General features: G+C 40.3%; 15 protein-coding genes and 1 tRNA gene. 10 read left to right on the top strand and 6 right to left on the bottom strand.

Annotation, left to right across the window (positions count from 1 at the left end; all coding sequences use genetic code 11):
• Window positions 1–37: 37 nt before the first annotated feature.
• Window positions 38–1,294, bottom strand: coding sequence for a cardiolipin synthase (cls, locus tag HMPREF1534_RS03680; protein ID WP_005943260.1), 1,257 nt, complete (start codon window positions 1,292–1,294; stop codon window positions 38–40).
• A gap of 233 nt (window positions 1,295–1,527) precedes the next feature.
• Here cls and HMPREF1534_RS03675 point away from each other — a divergent pair, with 233 nt between their 5' ends.
• Genes HMPREF1534_RS03675 through HMPREF1534_RS03665 form a run of 3 tightly spaced genes read left to right on the top strand, consistent with a single transcriptional unit; the run spans window position 1,528 to window position 7,093 of the window.
• The gene (locus HMPREF1534_RS03675) at window positions 1,528–2,595 is read left to right on the top strand and encodes an efflux RND transporter periplasmic adaptor subunit (protein WP_005943262.1); all 1,068 of its coding nucleotides are present in this window, start codon (window positions 1,528–1,530) and stop codon (window positions 2,593–2,595) included.
• A complete protein-coding gene (locus HMPREF1534_RS03670) occupies window positions 2,595–5,726 on the top strand; it encodes an efflux RND transporter permease subunit (RefSeq protein WP_005943263.1) in 3,132 nt (1,043 codons plus the stop codon). Before HMPREF1534_RS03675 ends, HMPREF1534_RS03670 begins: the two co-directional genes overlap by 1 nt.
• Window positions 5,723–7,093: a TolC family protein gene (locus HMPREF1534_RS03665; protein WP_005943265.1), complete on the top strand. Its 1,371-nt coding sequence runs from the start codon at window positions 5,723–5,725 to the stop codon at window positions 7,091–7,093. Before HMPREF1534_RS03670 ends, HMPREF1534_RS03665 begins: the two co-directional genes overlap by 4 nt.
• A gap of 229 nt (window positions 7,094–7,322) precedes the next feature.
• Here the strand turns inward: HMPREF1534_RS03665 and HMPREF1534_RS03660 are convergent, their stop codons facing one another.
• Complete coding sequence (locus tag HMPREF1534_RS03660) at window positions 7,323–8,681, bottom strand: transposase (protein WP_005935559.1); 1,359 nt, start codon at window positions 8,679–8,681, stop codon at window positions 7,323–7,325.
• Window positions 8,682–9,310: 629 nt separating this feature from the next.
• Here HMPREF1534_RS03660 and HMPREF1534_RS03655 point away from each other — a divergent pair.
• From HMPREF1534_RS03655 to HMPREF1534_RS03625, 7 genes are all read left to right on the top strand, one after another.
• Window positions 9,311–9,691, top strand: coding sequence for an ArsR/SmtB family transcription factor (locus tag HMPREF1534_RS03655; RefSeq protein WP_005943269.1), 381 nt, complete (start codon window positions 9,311–9,313; stop codon window positions 9,689–9,691).
• Between the two features lie 70 nt (window positions 9,692–9,761).
• Entirely contained in the window at window positions 9,762–9,992 is a 231-nt protein-coding gene (locus HMPREF1534_RS03650; protein ID WP_005943271.1) for a thioredoxin family protein, read from the top strand.
• A gap of 11 nt (window positions 9,993–10,003) precedes the next feature.
• Complete coding sequence (locus HMPREF1534_RS03645) at window positions 10,004–10,408, top strand: nitrophenyl compound nitroreductase subunit ArsF family protein (RefSeq protein ID WP_005943272.1); 405 nt, start codon at window positions 10,004–10,006, stop codon at window positions 10,406–10,408.
• A gap of 10 nt (window positions 10,409–10,418) precedes the next feature.
• Complete coding sequence (locus HMPREF1534_RS03640) at window positions 10,419–11,132, top strand: aromatic aminobenezylarsenical efflux permease ArsG family transporter (RefSeq protein WP_005943274.1); 714 nt, start codon at window positions 10,419–10,421, stop codon at window positions 11,130–11,132.
• Window positions 11,129–11,578 carry an arsenate reductase ArsC gene (locus HMPREF1534_RS03635; RefSeq protein WP_005943276.1) on the top strand — a complete coding sequence of 150 codons (450 nt, stop codon included), beginning with the start codon at window positions 11,129–11,131 and terminating at the stop codon, window positions 11,576–11,578. Before HMPREF1534_RS03640 ends, HMPREF1534_RS03635 begins: the two co-directional genes overlap by 4 nt.
• A gap of 45 nt (window positions 11,579–11,623) precedes the next feature.
• Window positions 11,624–12,592 carry a permease gene (locus tag HMPREF1534_RS03630; RefSeq protein WP_005943278.1) on the top strand — a complete coding sequence of 323 codons (969 nt, stop codon included), beginning with the start codon at window positions 11,624–11,626 and terminating at the stop codon, window positions 12,590–12,592.
• 17 nt (window positions 12,593–12,609) lie between these two features.
• Window positions 12,610–13,470 (top strand): RteC domain-containing protein, encoded by an 861-nt coding sequence (locus HMPREF1534_RS03625; RefSeq protein WP_005943280.1) that lies wholly within the window; start codon window positions 12,610–12,612, stop codon window positions 13,468–13,470.
• A 381-nt stretch (window positions 13,471–13,851) separates the two neighbouring features.
• Here HMPREF1534_RS03625 and HMPREF1534_RS03620 read toward each other — a convergent pair whose 3' ends face one another.
• From HMPREF1534_RS03620 to HMPREF1534_RS03605, 4 genes are all read right to left on the bottom strand, one after another.
• Complete coding sequence (locus HMPREF1534_RS03620; RefSeq protein WP_005943283.1) at window positions 13,852–15,078, bottom strand: site-specific integrase; 1,227 nt, start codon at window positions 15,076–15,078, stop codon at window positions 13,852–13,854.
• A gap of 270 nt (window positions 15,079–15,348) precedes the next feature.
• Window positions 15,349–15,421 (bottom strand) — tRNA-Lys (locus HMPREF1534_RS03615).
• 115 nt (window positions 15,422–15,536) lie between these two features.
• Window positions 15,537–16,649, bottom strand: coding sequence for an AI-2E family transporter (locus HMPREF1534_RS03610; RefSeq protein WP_005943286.1), 1,113 nt, complete (start codon window positions 16,647–16,649; stop codon window positions 15,537–15,539).
• Between the two features lie 12 nt (window positions 16,650–16,661).
• Window positions 16,662–17,261 carry a thymidine kinase gene (locus HMPREF1534_RS03605; protein ID WP_018452151.1) on the bottom strand — a complete coding sequence of 200 codons (600 nt, stop codon included), beginning with the start codon at window positions 17,259–17,261 and terminating at the stop codon, window positions 16,662–16,664.
• Window positions 17,262–17,450: the final 189 nt, after the last annotated feature.

The following is a 17,450-nucleotide window of genomic DNA, read 5'->3' on the forward strand; positions in this document are numbered from 1 at the left end:
AAAACCGTGTTTTTTGCCAAAGTAAAAAACTGTTTATTTAAAGGAAGGGTGTAAACATATTGGCGAACCAGCCAACAAAGCGTTTCCATGCGGAACGCTTTTTGTATTCTTCCTTGGTGAGCAATGTGCTGTCTTTCTTGTCATCTTCAAACATACTGCTCAATTCGTGGGTTGTTTCTTTGTCAAAGATAAAGGCATTTACTTCGTAATCGTAACGCAAACTCCGGCTATTTAAATTTGTGCTGCCCACGGTACAAAACAAACTATCTACCATCATGATTTTAGAATGATGGAACCCTCCGTTATAGATATAGATTTCAGCTCCTTTTTTTCTGAGTTTGTTTGAAGTGTAAAAAGCTGCATCAGGGGTAAAGGGGATGTCTGATTTGCCGGGAATCATTATTTCCACCTCTACTCCACGTTTCAATGCTCGTCTGATAGCTTTCTTTATACTGTGGGTAGGTGTGAAATAGGGATTTACAATCTGCACTTTATGTTGTGCGGCGTCTAATGACTTAACATACATACGGCGCATTATTTTGGGGCTTTTCCGCGGTACTCGGTCGACTATTGCTACCGTCTTGCCACCGGTATCAATGGAATCATTGAGCAAAGGGTAGTACATTGCTCCTCCGATATGCTGTTTGGTGCTTTTATTCCACATTGTAAGGAAGATATCCTGAAGATTGTTTACGGCATCACCTTCGATGCGGACATGCATATCTCTCCAATCACCTATTTCAGGCAGACCTTTAATGTAATAATTGGCTATATTCATTCCTCCGGTATAGCCCACTTTGCCGTCTATTACCACTATTTTGCGATGGTCACGATGCAGGGCATGGTTAATATACGGAAATTTAAAAGGATCAAACTTCACTATTTCAATTCCTTTTTTGCGTATGGCTTTCAGATGCTCTTTTTTCAGAGGCTTGTTGTTTGAGAGGTTGCCAAATGCATCGAACATGGCTCGTACCTCCACTCCTTCTTTTACCTTTTCGCCTAATAAATCGAACAGGGCATTAGCAATTGAGTCATTACGGAAGTTAAAGTATTCCAAATGAATGTGATGCTTGGCTTTTCTTATTTCTTCAAAGAGGTCGATAAATTTGGTATGTCCGCTTTTTAACAGTTTCAGGCGATTGTTTTGGGTGATGGGGATGCCTGATTCTTGCAGATAGCTGATTACGATAGAATCGCTGTTTGCTTCTTGTGCAAGGGTAGTTCTGCAAATGGAAAGGAACAGTATGAAAAGAATGGTTAGATGAGTATGTCTAGTTATATCGATTTTCATTGCTTTTAAAATTAGGGTCGCAAAGGTATTTATTATTCTAAAGATGACCAAGTTATCGGTATTATTTATATTTAAAAGCGTAAAATAGAACAGGTAAATCGGAAAAACTTTCTTTCTGTTCTGTATTAATTTATAGAAGAAATTGATAAATAGAACAGTTAATTTGGTATATAGACCTTTGTTACTTCATTTAAGTAGAGTACATTTGCAGGAAAACACTAAAACTTAAATCTATGAAATTATTTTGTTGTATTATTTTAGGTGCGTTTATGGTAATGTCGGCTTCTTGCAGTCATAATAGCAAAGAGACTAGAAGAATGCAGACAGTAAAAATAGACACAGTTTTTTCTGTCGAAGGGCAAACTCCTTTGCAGTTTCCGGGGAAGGTAAAAGCTGCTCAGGACGTTAATCTGTCTTTCAGAGTAAGCGGAACGATAGGCAAAATTTGTGTGGAAGACGGAGCCCGGGTAAGGAAAGGTCAGTTGTTGGCACAACTTGATCCTACCGATTATCGGATTCAGCTGGAAGCTACCGAGGCCGAATATCAGCAGGTTAAGGCTGAGGCAGAACGTGTGATGGCTCTTTATAAGGATAATGGAACGACTCCCAATGCCAATGACAAGGCTGTGTATGGGCTGAAGCAGATAACTGCCAAGTATCAACACCACAAGGATCAGTTGGAATATACTAATCTCTATGCTCCGTTTGACGGATTCGTACAAAAGCATTTGTTTGATGAACATGAAACGGTGGGGGCGGGGATGCCGGTTATTTCGATGATCAGCCAAGGAGCACCGGAAGTGGAAATAAATCTGCCGGCAGCAGAATATATTCGTCGTACACAGTTTACCCGTTATCATGCTACATTTGATATTTATCCGGGCAAGTTTTATCCGTTGGAATGTATCAGTATCACGCCCAAGGCAAATGCCAATCAGTTATATTCTATGAGATTGAGAATAGTGCAGGATGGTAAGCCTTCTCCGTCCCCGGGAATGAATACTATGGTTACTGTTTTTTGCAGTGCAGGTGATATGCATTCTCTGTCAGTGTCAAGCGGGGCTGTTTTGCAAAAGAATGGAAAGGCAGCAGTCTTTGTTTATGACCCGTCGAAAGGAACGGTGAGAAGTTGTGAAGTGACTGTACTCAGACTGCTGACCAATGGACGCAGTGTGATAACTTCGGATGCATTGCAGCCGGGAGAACTTGTCGTGTCATCGGGAGTGCATCATATAGAGGATGGCGAGGTGGTGAAACCGTTGCCGCCTATTACATCAACTAATGTAGGAGGGCTGTTATAATGGATATTAGTAAGTGGGCATTTCAAAACCGTAATCTGGTTTATTTCTTGGTGGCTGTCCTTCTTTTGGGAGGTGTTTATTCCTGCTATGAGATGAGTAAGCTGGAAGACCCGGAGGTTAAAGTGAAATTGGCGATGGTGGTTACCACTTATCCGGGAGCATCGGCGCATCAGGTGGAGTTGGAAGTAACGGATGTGTTGGAGAAAAATATCCGTACCATGGGTAATATAGATAATGTGGAGAGTTATTCTTATAATGACTTATCTATTATTCAGATAGAATTGTTGAGCACGGTGAAGGATGAGGATGTGGAGCAATGTTGGGATATGTTGCGTCGCAAAGTGGGAGATGCCTGTGCTTCGCTTCCTCCGGGGGCAAGCGCACCAATGGTGAAAGATGACTTTGGCAATGTATATGGCATGTTTTATGCTTTGACCGGAGATGGGTTGACGGATAGGGAGTTGTCTGATTATGCCGAACTTATCAAGAGGGAAGTTAGTGACCTTGAGGGGGTGGACAGGGTAGAACTCTACGGCACAAGACCGGAATGTATCAATATCTCTTTGTTGCAAGACCGGATGGCAAATTTGGGAGTGAAGCCTGCCGAAGTGCTTGCCACATTGAACGGGCAGAACAAAACGACTTATACGGGGTATTATGAGAATGGAGATAATCGTATTCGTGTAACGGTCAACGATAAGTTTAAGACGGTAGATGATATCGGAAAAATGCTTATTCAGGGACACGATGATGATCAGTTACGTTTGCGTGATATAGCGCGAATAGAAAAGAGTTATGAGAATCCCACACGTAATGAATTGTTTTATGATGGTGAGCAGGCTTTGGGACTGTTGGTAGCTGCTTCCAGCGGTACGGATATCATCAAGGTAGGCAGTGCGGTGGCAAAGAAGCTTGACGATTTGAAAGGAAGCCGCTTACCGGCAGGAGTGGAGTGTCATAAAGTGTTTTATCAGCCGGAGCGTGTGGGTGATTCGTTGGGTACATTTGTTATCAACTTAATAGAGTCTGTGATTATAGTTGTACTCATTCTGATGTTGGCAATGGGCTTCAAGAGTGGGGTTATCATTGGAATCAGCCTGGTGGTAACGGTATTTGGTTCATTTCTGTTCTTGCTGTTTGCCGGCGGCACGATGCAGCGTGTGTCCTTGGCGGCATTTGTGCTGGCAATGGGGATGCTGGTAGATAATGCCATTGTAATTATCGATGGTATCTTGGTCGATCTGAAGGCAGGTAAACCTCGTATGGAGGCGATGACAGCCATCGGAAGACAAACGGCGATGCCGTTATTGGGGGCCACTCTGATTGCCATCATTGCTTTCCTGCCTATTTATATGTCACCGGATACAGCAGGAGTCTATACGCGCGATCTCTTTATCGTATTGGCGGTATCGCTATTGTTGAGTTGGGTATTGGCGTTAATTCATGTTCCTCTGATGGCAAACAGGAGACTGAAGAGTGAAATGACAACAGGAGAAACGAATGCCCGTGTGTATAAAGGGCGTGTTTATGCTTATCTGAGAGCTGCTCTTTACTTTGGCTTGTCTCATCGCTGGAGCTTTGTATTTGCCATGGTTGGTCTATTGGGGCTCTCTCTTTGGGGATATGGTTATATGAAACAAGGATTCTTCCCCGATATGGTCTACAATCAGCTTTATATGGAGTATAAATTGCCTGAAGGGACTAATTCGACGCGAGTTGTCCATGATTTGCGGGAAATAGAAACGTATTTGAAGAGCAGGAAGGAAATAACCCATGTTACGACTTCTGTTGGCGGAACTCCCGGACGTTATAATTTGGTGCGGAGTATTGCTAATCCTTCTCTTTCTTATGGGGAACTGATTATAGACTTTACTTCACCGGAAGAATTGGTGGATAATATGGACGAGATTCAGTCTTATCTGTCGCAGGCATATCCTGATGCGTATGTCAATTTAAAGCGTTATAACCTGATGTTCAAGAAGTATCCTATTGAGGCACAGTTTATGGGACCCGACCCGGCGGTGTTGCACCGTTTGGCAGACAGTGCACGTCATATTATGGAAAATACTCCTGAGGTACGCCTTGTGACGACAGATTGGGAGCCGCAGGTTCCGGTGTTGACAATAGAATATGACCAGCCGGCCGCACGTGCTTTGGGGTTGAGCCGCAACGATGTCAGTCTCTCTTTACTGACAGCTACCGGAGGAATTCCCATCGGTTCATTTTATGAGGGAATTCATGCCAATACAATCTATTTGAAATGTTTGAATGAAGAAGGGAATCCGATAGAAGATTTAGGTAATACACAGGTGTTTTCTTCTATACCGTCACTCAATGGTCTGCTGAATGAAGAAATGATGGTAAAGTTGAAATCGGGTTCACTGTCAAAAGAAGAACTAGTGGAAGGTATTATGGGCAGCACTCCATTGAAACAAATTAGTAAAGGAGTGGACGTAAGGTGGGAAGACCCGGTGGTTCCGCGTTATAACGGACAGAGAAGCCAGCGTGTGCAGTGCTCACCGGCTCCGGGACTTGAAACGGAACAAGCACGTTTGGCTGTTGCTTCGCAGATAGAAAATATTCCTTTGCCCGAAGGTTATACATTGTGTTGGCAAGGAGAAAAAATAGCCAGTACGGATTCTATGAAATATTTATTCAAGAATTTTCCATTGGCTATTATCCTGATGATTGCTATCCTGATTATGTTGTTTAAAGATTATCGCAAACCGATTATTATTTTCTGTTGTATTCCTCTTGTCTTTGTGGGAGTGGTGGCAGTCATGCTGCTCACTGGAAAGACTTTCAATTTTGTTGCGATAGTGGGGACGCTGGGATTGATAGGTATGTTGATTAAAAATGGTATTGTGTTGATGGATGAAATAACGTTGCAGATAAACCGGGGAGTTGAACCGACAGCAGCATTAATCGATAGTTCGCAAAGTCGTTTACGTCCTGTGATGATGGCTTCTCTGACTACCATCTTAGGTATGATTCCTTTGCTGACAGATGCCATGTTTGGTTCATTGGCAGCCGCCATCATGGGAGGATTACTGTTTGGTACACTCATAACATTACTGTTTATACCTGTTCTTTATGCATTATTTTTTCATATAAAACAGACTGACAAATGAAAAAGATATCTATTTTGATTGGTGCTTTATTTTGCTCATCAGCTTTATTTTCTCAAGAGGTGTTGAGCTTGAAGCAATGTCGTGAGATGGCTCTTCAATATAATAAAGAAATGGCAGCTTCTGTCCGGCAGACAGAAAGCGCGCGATATATGGCTAAAAGTTATAAAGGAAATTTCTTTCCGAATTTTACGGCGAGTGGGACCGGTATTTATAGCAGTGCCAGTGGACATTATGGTATAGAAGGAGGAAATCTGCCGGTGTTTATGCCTAATTCATCCGGTCAATTTCTGCCCAATGGCGGTTTCTCTTATTTCCCGGGAATTGATTTAAAGTATAAAATCGGGCTTATTTATATGGGAGGAGTGGAAGTTGAACAACCTCTCTATATGGGTGGAAAAATTACGGCGGCTTATAAAATGTCTGTATTGGGCAAGGAGATGGCGCAAATGAATGAAACCCTGACGGCTACCACAGTTATTTTGAATACCGATAAGGCATATGCCCAAGTAGTTAAAGCTAGGGAAATGAAGAATGTGGCCGATAGGTATCATACTGTGCTGGTTGAGTTGCATAAGAATGTGGAAAGTGCATATCGTCATGGGTTAAAGCCTCAGAATGACGTGCTGAAAGTGCAGGTAAAATTGAATGAAAGTGAACTCAATATGCGCAAAGCAGAGAACGCATTGCGCTTGGCAACAATGAATTTGTGTCATTTTATTGGTAAACCTTTAATTGCAGATATACAGGTGTCGGGAGACTATCCTGAAGTGAAAGAGAATATAATGATGCAGGTATCGGATATTACGGCTCGTCCTGAATATGGCATTTTAAATAAACAAGTAGCTATGGCAAAACAGCAAGTGAAATTGAATCGTAGCGAACTGTTGCCTAAGGTTGGTGTTAAAGGCTCATATAATTATATTCATGGTTTGGAAGTAAATGATGAAACATTTTTGTATAAAGGAGGATTTTCAGTCTTATTGAATGTCAGCGTTCCTCTTTTTCACTTTGGAGAGCGTATCAACAAAGTGCATGCCGCCAAAGCTAAGTTGGAACAGACTCGTTTGGAGCAGGCTGATATGAATGAGAAAATGCTGTTGGAATTGACTTTGGCTGCTAACAATTTGGATGAGGCTCGCTTAGAAAGTGAACTTTCCGACCGTTCTTTGCAACAGGCAGAAGAGAATATGAGGGTGAGTAAGAAGCAGTATGAGGTGGGTTTAGAAACTTTATCGGATTATCTTGAAGCTCAAACTTTATGGCAACAGGCTTATAGTGTACAAGTGGATGCTCATTTCCGTCTGTATTTGAATTATGTGGAATATTTAAAGGCTACCGGAACTTTGTCACAAAGCAGTTCATATTGAAATGTCTTTCAAAAAGATGTAAATTCGTGGGAACAATGGGAGTTTCATGGGGATATTCAGTAAATGTCTCTAAAAAATAAGATGGCATATGAAGATGATAGGGCATGATCACTTCATATGCCATTCTTATTGCCATTTTTCCGTGCTTTCTCACATAATTCTATCCGACAGGACATGACGTTCCGGAAGAAGTCTGATGACCTCTTCTGATTCTGTGAGTAAAATCATATCATGCTGCTTTAGCTGTTTTGTTTCTGATTTTTTCTATCATCAGTATGGCATTTGCCGTATGTATTCCAAAGAAAATCCACAGTATTTCCGTCTTCCTGTTTCCGGCCTTTATCCTTGAGAGCGAGTAATGTTGCTTTTGAGTGCCGAAGCTTCCTTCAAGCCGTGTTGCCCTTTCTTTTGAGAGTTCGCTTCTAAGCATCTTCCTCAAAGGCTCATCTTTGGCCGCCCTTCCCTTGCGCACAAAGGATGTGGATATCCCATATTTTGTACAGAACTTTCTGTTGGCATTATTGGCATATATGGAATCGGCAGCCACACATCTTACCCTTACATTCATAAGCTTCTGCTGCATACGGATACAGTCCTTCAAGCGTATACCCTCATTGAATGCCTTGAACGAGAGGTGTTCTATGAACGATATGCCGTCTATCTGTATATTATTGACCTTTGCACCAAACTCGACGGACTTGGTTTCCTTGCCTCTGACGATGGGACGTACATAATGACGGTCAATGCTGACGATGCGGTCACTGACTTTCCGCCCTTCAAACATTTCCTTTTCTTGTACAAGCACCTTTCTGATGATGGAAAGACGCTTATGATAATCCTGGGTATATCGGAGTAAAGCACCGTACTCGCTATGGATTCCATCCCTTTGACTGAGGAGCTTTTCAAGAAGCTTGATCATACGGCGCTTAAGCATTCTTGTCCTTGAAGCTCTCCTCTTTCTTTTCTTGCAGTAGGACAGATAGGATTCCGCCACATTCCTGTATTTGTTGCGCGGACGCCTTATGCCCAGCTCCTTGCAATGCCGGCATATATGCCTGTAGAGCCATTCGAGGCTTTCCCAAAGGAGTTTCATGTCCGTAGGAAAACGCATGTGGCTTTCATAGCATGTGGCATCGGTCATGCAGACGTGAAGGTTATCAAGATAAGGTTTCCAGTGTGAAGCCAGGAGCTCCTGGAAAGAATCAATGTCAAGGCGGGATGCTATCTCATTACGGATGGCACTGACTATCTTGAAGTTGGTTATGGGAAGGGACGGGGGAATCATAATTCCACAGAAAATCTGGTAGTGTATGTTCCCGTTCAGATGTTCCACCAGTTGCCTGTCGGAGAATCCGGTGTATGCCTTCAGGACCATAAGGGCGATCTTTGCGGAAGGACTGAATCTGTTCCTGCGTCCCAGGCGCCGGTCCGACAGGCCTGCGGCTTTTGCCATACATTCAAACGGAAAGACTGAATGAAGCTTGCCAAGCTCACTCTCATTAAAACTCTTGCGGTATTTTTCCAGAATATCAAATTCTGTAAAACCCAAAGTAGGGTGAATTTCTGAAATATTCACTATCTTTGCCATATCTTATTAGTTTGGATATTTCCCCCGTTTTGGCCGTCAAACCTTATTTTCGGGGGAATACCTAAAGATACAAAAAAGCCAACTAATTCGCAATAATTTGTGTATGAATTAGTTGGCTGATTTTGTAATATTTAATGAATGTCCCTTCATGAGAACAATCATTAGTAGCTCTATGCTGCTTGAATACTTCTATCTTCAATCAATAGCAAATAATGTCTGTTCTTACAGACGCCCTAATTCCCCCAAGTTTTCAGACTGAGCCCCTTTTCGTGTCTTAGGTCACAGACATTATACAAAGAAAAACTCCTACAATACCTTGATATTGTAGGAGTTGTACATTTACTGTCCATTTCTATCCAGCGTTTCTGTGATCCGCCTGGGTTATGAACCAAACGTTATTTCTTCCTCAATATCAGTACTTTCAGAAATTTTGGCTTTGTATCCGTCACGCTTTAGTCCTTAAAAACTGTCTGCTGTTGTCCGGTGTCTGTCTGCCAACATCTTGGGTTCAAATGTACGCATTATTTTTGAATTATGCAAGTGGTTGATTATGAATATATATAGTTCAAGTGCAAGGTGCAAGCGTATATATATATACGCACTTGCACCTTGCACTGAAAAAAAATATGATGAAATTTGCTATCTCGAATATTGTTCGTATATTTGCGAACAATATTCGAGATATGGAAGAAAAGAAAGATTATACTGTTACGCAGGAACAGTTGGCAAGATTTGCCAAAGCATTGGGACATCCTGCCCGAATTGCTATTATGCACTTTTTGGCAAAGCAGAAAACGTGTTATTTTGGGGATATTCACGAAGAACTTCCCATTGCCAAAGCAACCGTATCACAGCACTTGAAAGAGTTGAAAGATGCAGGACTTATACAAGGAGAGGTTGAAACGCCTAAAGTGAAATACTGTATCAACCGAGAGAATTGGCAATTGGCTCGTGAACTCTTTAAAGAGTTTTTCGGGCAATGTATCTGTAAATCGGGGGAGTGTTGCTGATAATCCCCCTTTTTTAATATTGATGTTCGTTGTTTTGCGAATTACGTTTAATATAATAAATTTATAAATTATGGAAATTAAAGTATTAGGAACAGGCTGTGCAGGTTGTAAGGCTCTGTATGCAACGGTTGAACAAGTAGTAAAAGAATTAGCTTTGGAAGCGGTAATAACCAAAGAAGAAGATTTGATGAAGATTATGGAATACAATGTAATGACGCTTCCTGCTCTCGTTGTTGACGGTAAGGTTGTGGCAAAGGGCAAACTTTCTGCCAAAGAAGTAAAAGATGTATTAACCAAGTAAATCAGATTATGATGAAACGCTTTTTATTCCTTACCATTGCTTGTTTGTTTTCTATTTGGGGAATGGCTCAGATTGCCGCAGATACCTATGTGGAAGTTCTTTATTTTCATGGGAAACAACGTTGTGTAACTTGCAAAGCCATTGAGAAATATACGAAAGAAGTGGTCAATGCAGATTTGGCAGAGTTGGTTAAAAATGGCAAACTACGTTTCAAAGAAGTAGATATTTCAACTCCCGAAGGCGAGAAGCTGGCAGAGAAATATCGTGTAAGTTGGTCTTCTCTTTATGTTAATAAATGGAAGAACGGTAAAGAAGAACGTAACGACATGACACGCTTTGGCTTTCAGAATGCCCGGAACAATACATCGGCTTTCAAGAAAGAATTAAAACAGAAAATCAATCAGTTGCTAAAATAAATACAGTCTTATGGAATACTTGCAAACATGGTTGGATAATAGTGAGATACCTATTATTACCGCTTTTCTGCTCGGTCTGTTGACTGCTGTAAGTCCTTGCCCATTGGCTACCAACATTACCGCTATTGGATTTATTAGTAAGGATATAAATAACCGTAACCGGATATTTACAAATGGTGTTTTATATACTTTAGGGCGTGTATTGGCTTATTCTGCATTAGGCGCGATACTTATCGCAATACTCCGAAAGGGTGCAGATATGTTTGCCATACAAAAAGGTATCAGCGAATGGGGGGAACTGCTGCTTGCTCCTGCTTTGATGTTGATAGGGCTGTTTATGCTATTCGGAGATAAATTGCAATTACCTAAGTTCGGATTTTCCGCTACTGAAAAGACAGAAAAACTAAAAGGCTCATGGGGTAGTTTGTTGCTGGGGATATTGTTTGCCATGGCATTTTGTCCGACCAGTGGTCTATTTTATTTTGGCATGCTTATTCCCATGTCAGCTATGGAAAGTGAGGGGTATTTGCTACCTGTCATTTTTGCATTGGCAACAGGGCTCCCAGTTATGCTTGTCGCTTGGATTTTGGCATACAGTGTAGCAGGGATAGGAAAGTTTTATAACCGTGTGCAGACTTTTCAGAAGTGGTTTAATAACATGGTAGCTATACTGTTTATTTTGGTTGGCATTTATTATGGATTGATAAATTGGGGTATAATATGAAAATTTTAATTTTATGTACAGGAAATAGCTGTCGCAGTCAAATGGCGCATGGTTTCCTGCAATCGTTTGATAAGAATATACAAGTGTATTCCGCTGGTACGCATCCGGTTGAGAAAGTTAATCCTTTGGCTGTTAAGACAATGGCAGAAGTTGGCATTGATATAAGTAAGCATATTCCTACCAATGTAACTGCTTATTTAAGTGATACATGGGATTATGTGATAACAGTATGCGGTAGTGCTAACGAAACGTGTCCGGCTTTTGAGGGCAATGTAGGGAAACGGTTGCATATTGGTTTTGATGACCCCTCGGAAGTAATAGGGACAACGGACTTCATCAGAAGCGAATTTGAAAGAGTGCGTAATGAAATCAAGAATGAATTTGCCAAGTTCTACATTACAGAGATAAAAAAACAAGAACTGCCTAAATGTGCTTGTAACCGCTAATTTTTTAGGTAATATGTTCGTATTATTACAAACAATAATAGGATTATGATACAAAGGTTTGCAGATTGGCTGGTGTATGACATCTTCGGTTTGGATGCTTCAACAGCTTTAGGAGAAGCTATAAACTTCTTCTTTTACGATACGATAAAGATTTTGATATTATTATTTTTTATCAGCGTGATAATGGGAATTATAAATGCTTATTTCCCGATAGAACGTTTGCGCAATTATTTGACCTCTCGTAAACTATATGGATTGCAATATTTCTTTGCAGCCTTATTTGGTGCTATTACCCCGTTCTGTTCCTGTTCTTCCATACCGCTGTTTATCGGATTTGTGAAAGGGGGTATTCCTTTGGGGGTAACATTCGCCTATTTGATAACCTCGCCTTTGGTGAATGAGGTTGCTGTTGCCATGTTTATTGGCACTTTTGGGTTGCGTATTACTTCTATTTATGTGATTAGCGGTATTATGTTAGGTATGGTAGGTGGATTTATTTTGGGCAAGATGAAATTGGAGCCTTATTTGAGTGATTGGGTAAAACAAATTCAGCAAAACTCAACTTCCGACTCCGGAACATGGGAAAAAGAGCATACTCCGTTCTTTAGACGATTGCCGATTATCATGCAAGAAGCATGGGGCATTGTCAAAGGTGTACTTCTGTATATCCTTATCGGCATCGGTATCGGTGCATTTATGCACGGCTATGTACCGGAAGGATTTTTTGAGCAGTATATGTCTAAGGATAATTGGTTTGCAGTTCCTTTATCAGTAGTGTTGGCAGTTCCAATGTATGCCAATGCTGCCGGAATAGTACCGGTAATTGAAGTTTTTGTAGCTAAGGGTATCCCCATAGGAACTGCGCTTGCTTTTATGATGGCAGTTGTTGGGCTGTCATTGCCCGAAGCTACGCTGTTGAAAAAAGTAATGACTTGGCGGCTGATAGGGATATTCTTTGGATTGATAACCTTATTTATTATTGTATTAGGTTATCTTTATAACATTGTGTTATAGCGCAATATGTTGTGAGTATGGAATATGCAGCAATTAAAAGCTACGTTAGTAAATTACTCTTTCAGATACAGACCGAAATAAATATTTCTAATTCTGACGAATGTATAGGGATTGATAGGGCGTTACACATGATGCGTTTTATTAGACCTTTGTGTGATGAACTTAGGAAGCATACAGTAAATTATCAGTTTAGGGACGAGGCGGAAGAAATCTATTTCTTTAAAGAACTAAAGCCGGAAGTATTAAGTAAATATATGTACTATAACAAAATTTATGTTATAGAAAGTAAATTCCCAACAGGTAGTGATGTTGCGCAAAAAGAATATCTGTACAATGAACTAAATAGTTTAACATTCTATTTCAGTAGGAATTTGGACTTTTACCAGTATTACCGTTCTAAATCTACTTATTTGGATAGATACTATTTTACCCGAAATCAAAATGATTTACGAATATGTACAGACAGTTCCCATATTGATAAAGACCCTCTATATTCAACCGGATATGATTTTAAAGTGGCTAAAATTATTACTAACGAACTGTTGAAAATCTATTTGACTAACAGATTGCAGGAATTGGAGCGTATTGTACAGCGCAAAGCGGATAACGGACAGGTTGTAGAAAGTATTTTGCGTTGGACTGGCTCTAAAAGGGCGTTGGTAGAACTGATTTATGCTTTAGAAGCGAATGGGGATTTTAATAAAGGAACGGCTACTTTAAAAGAGATTGCAGGATATTTTGAAAATGTGTTCAGTATAGATATTGGTGATTTATATCATTCTTATTTGGAAATGCGAAGCCGTAAAATAAATAGAACTCGGTATTTGGAGACATTGCAAAAAAGTCTGCTCCGAAGAATGGATGAAAACGATACATGATGCGAGTTTTATTTTCTTTTCGCAAGTAATTATATTCTTGATAATAAATAAACCATTCAGTATTTCAATCAATATTGAATGGTTTATTGTTTTCAATCAATCCAGTTTTCTTGAAATCTTGCTTTCAATCAATCAGGCTATCAATATTTCAATAAAACAAGATTGCAGAATTACAAAAATAAACTCATCGGTCGGGGAACGCCCAGCGGCAAGGGGCGGGACCACCCGTCCCGACGAGCGAAAAAATCTTTAGTTAGGAAATGTCTTTCTTTCATTGGCAACACGACTTTGGAGTGAATTTGCCCAAGGTGTTTTGCGGCACGGAAAACAGATTTGTGTGCCACAAATCACACCTTGCTGTTATCTGACGATAACACGATTTCAACGGCTGGCAGTACGATTTGGAACGTCCAGTTTTTGAGCCAACATTTCCATGTCGCCACTTACTTTCAAATCGGTAATCCTCGCATAAATTTGAGTAGTTCTGATGTTGGTATGACCTAAAATCTTAGATACAGTTTCAATGGGAACACCGTTTGCGAGCAGCACCGAAGTGGCGCACGAATGCCGGGCTACATGGTAGGTCAAGGTCTTTTCAATCCCGCAAATGGCTGCGATTTCTTTTAAGTAATCATTCATTTTCTGATTGCTGATAACTGGTAAAATCTTACCGTTTGGCAATTTGTCTCTGTACTTTTCCAATATGGCTTTTGGTATATCCAGCAATCGGACAGTAGATGTAACATTTGTTTTATGTCTTTTCCGTATAATCCACAAATTACCGTCAAATCCGGTGCGAATGTCCTCCTGCCTTAACTCGCATACATCAATGTATGAAAGTGCCGTGTAACAACTGAAAATGAACAAATCACGTACCTGCTCCAACCGTTTAGAGCTAAACTCGTGGTTGTAAATGGTGGTAATTTCTTCCATAGTCAGATAATCCCTATCGGTACGTTCAAACCTTACCCGATAACTCCCAAAAGGGTCGGCAGTCACTAAACCCGTATTCTTGGCAAAGTTTACTACCGTGCGAAAACGTTGTATGAACTTCATAGCCGTATTATGGCTGCACCCATAGTTATTCTTGATATACAACAGGAAATCTTCAATGAATACCACATTTATATCTTTAATGAGCATATCGGAAACGGAGTATTTAAACTTCATAAACTCCATAAGCCGTTTCTTTGTCAGTTCATAACGTGAATAGGTCTTGTCTGCGGTATTCATTTTGACCTTTTGCAAATACTGCTCGTTGTGCTGTTTGAAGAACTCTATCAAAGTCCGTTCCCTTGCTATCTTACCTAAAAAAGCGTTCTTTACCAGTTCTGCGGTTACATATCCGTCTTGCGCCATTAACGCATGGTAATGTTGATGAACTGTGCTACGAATACTTTCCAGCATGGAATTGATGTGTACGGCTTCTGCGGTTCTGCCGGAAGCCTTGCCTAATTCCACGCTCCAGTGAGTCGGATTTATTTCCAGTTTGGTGTTAAACTGGGCTACAACTTGGTCGATAGTGATACGTGCGATAATCGGTGCATTACCGTTCTTCTTTACTGCATTTCGTTTGACGAAATAGAGTAGCTTAAAAGTACTTCTCATAATCTCTTTTTTTAGTTACAAACTTAAATTGATAAACTGAAAATGAGATATTTGCAGTACGGACAAATCAAGACAACAAACCGCCAATTTTGGACATTCCGTGACCTAAAATCTTAGAGGGTGGACAGGTCACGAATTGGTCACGAAAGTGTGTCTTTCTGTGACCTTTTCGTGTCTTAGGTCACAGACATTATACAAAGAAAAACTCCTACAATACCTTGATATTGTAGGAGTTGTACATTTACTGTCCATTTCTGTCCAGCGTTTCTGTGATCCGCCTGGGGCTCGAACCCAGGACCCCAACATTAAAAGTGTTGTGCTCTACCTGCTGAGCTAGCGAATCAATCCTTTGTTATTGCTATTCTTCCGAATTGCGAGTGCAAAGGTAGGCGTTTTTGTTTAAACTTCCAAATATATTGCTTACTTTTTTTGATTTATTTTTTAATAAGTTCTATTATCTATTGATTATCAGGCGTGTTATTGTCACTCGAAAATTCCTTTTCTTTTATATGAATGTATCGTTGATAATAGGAAAGCATTAAGCTAGTGCACGGCAAGGCGATAATCATTCCTACAATTCCCATCAATGCTCCCCAAACAGACAAGGACAAAAGAATGATAGCAGGGTTCAGACCGGTTATTTTCCCCATTACTTTGGGAACAATCAATCCGTCTTGTATGACCTGTACAATGCAAAAGACTAAAAATGCACAAAATAATATCCACCAGAAATTTTCTCCGGTATCGGCAGCTTTGAGCAATGCTAATAGTATGGTAGGGATAAAAGCAATGAGTTGTAAATAAGGTACCATATTGAGTAGACCGATAAACAATCCGAAGCCGATTGCCAGTGGGAAATCAATAATCAGAAAACCGATACTGAATAAAATGCCTACACAAAAAGCTACCACTGCTTGTCCACGGAAGTACTTGTTCATGCCTTCTTGTACATCATTTACTATTTTGATGGTCGTATCGCGATGTTTTACAGGAACTAATTTTATCCAGCCTTTGGCTATGGCTTCATAATCCAGCAGAATGAAAAAAGTATAGAGCAGTATGATAAAAGAGGTAAATATACTCACGACCACATTGACTGACTGTGTAAAGATAGCCCATACCTGAGGCAGTACATCACGTATGGTTTGAGCAATACGGTCTTCATTCAAAGCCTCATTTATTTTAAGCATATCGATATGTTCTTTAATAAAATTGGCCACGGTACCGGGGATGGCTGCTTGTTTTGAACCTTCTACAAAGTAATCGGTGAGCAGTTCTTTTAATTTTCCGAATTCTTCTACAATAGGAGGAACCAGTCCGATAAATGTCAGAATACCGATGCATATTAATACCAGCATAACAGCAAAAATAGAAATGACTCTATTTTTTAACCGCAATTTATACTGAAAGAAAGTAACCATAGGATAAATAAGGTAGGCGATGAGCCACGCAACGAAAAATGGAAGTAATACTCCGCTTAAGCGATTGACTAAATAGAGTATTCCTATAATGACAATTCCGCTTAGAATACCACGGATAAAACTGTCAAATGTTATTTTCTTCTGTAACATAATGATGTGGACTTATTGGATGGTTTGTTCTTCCTCAATAGCTTTCCTGTAACATTCACGGCACAATGGTTCATAGTCGGCTTTCTCGCCGAGCAGTACTCTTTTGTCACTTTTGGTTATGCGATGAGAAGCATAAGCTAAATTACCGCATTTTACACAGATAGCATGGACTTTGGTTACTTCATCTGCAATGGCACATAGAGCCGGAATAGGTCCGAACGGAATTCTTTTGAAATCCATATCCAGTCCGGCTACAATAACACGCACCCCGCTGTCGGCCAGCTGATTGCATACGTTTATTAACCCTTCGTCGAAAAACTGTGCTTCGTCTATTCCTATTACATCTTTATCTGAAGAGAATAATAAGATACTGGCGGAAGTATCAATAGGGGTGGAGGCAATGGAGTTGCTGTCATGTGATACAACTTCCTCTTCAGAGTATCGGGTATCCAAGGCCGGTTTAAATATTTCCACTCTTTGGCGGGCAAACTTGGCACGTTTCAGCCGTCGGATAAGTTCTTCCGTTTTGCCTGAGAACATGGAACCGCAAATTACTTCTATTCTTCCTCTTCTACGTGTCTCTTGTATGTGGTCTTCTGAAAAAACTACCATGGTTAAATAGTGATAATTGGTTTTAGTTACGGCTGCAAATGTACTATTTGTACCCCAAAAAAGGGCTATAATCCCTAATATTTTTATTAATAAAAGATATAATGTTAAAGGAATGTGCAACATCTGTTAAATAATAGCATCAATTAACTTTATACATTTGATTTCTTTCTACATTTGTCATCATATAAC

It is taken from the genome of Phocaeicola massiliensis B84634 = Timone 84634 = DSM 17679 = JCM 13223, assembly GCF_000382445.1.
GTDB lineage: Bacteria > Bacteroidota > Bacteroidia > Bacteroidales > Bacteroidaceae > Phocaeicola > Phocaeicola massiliensis.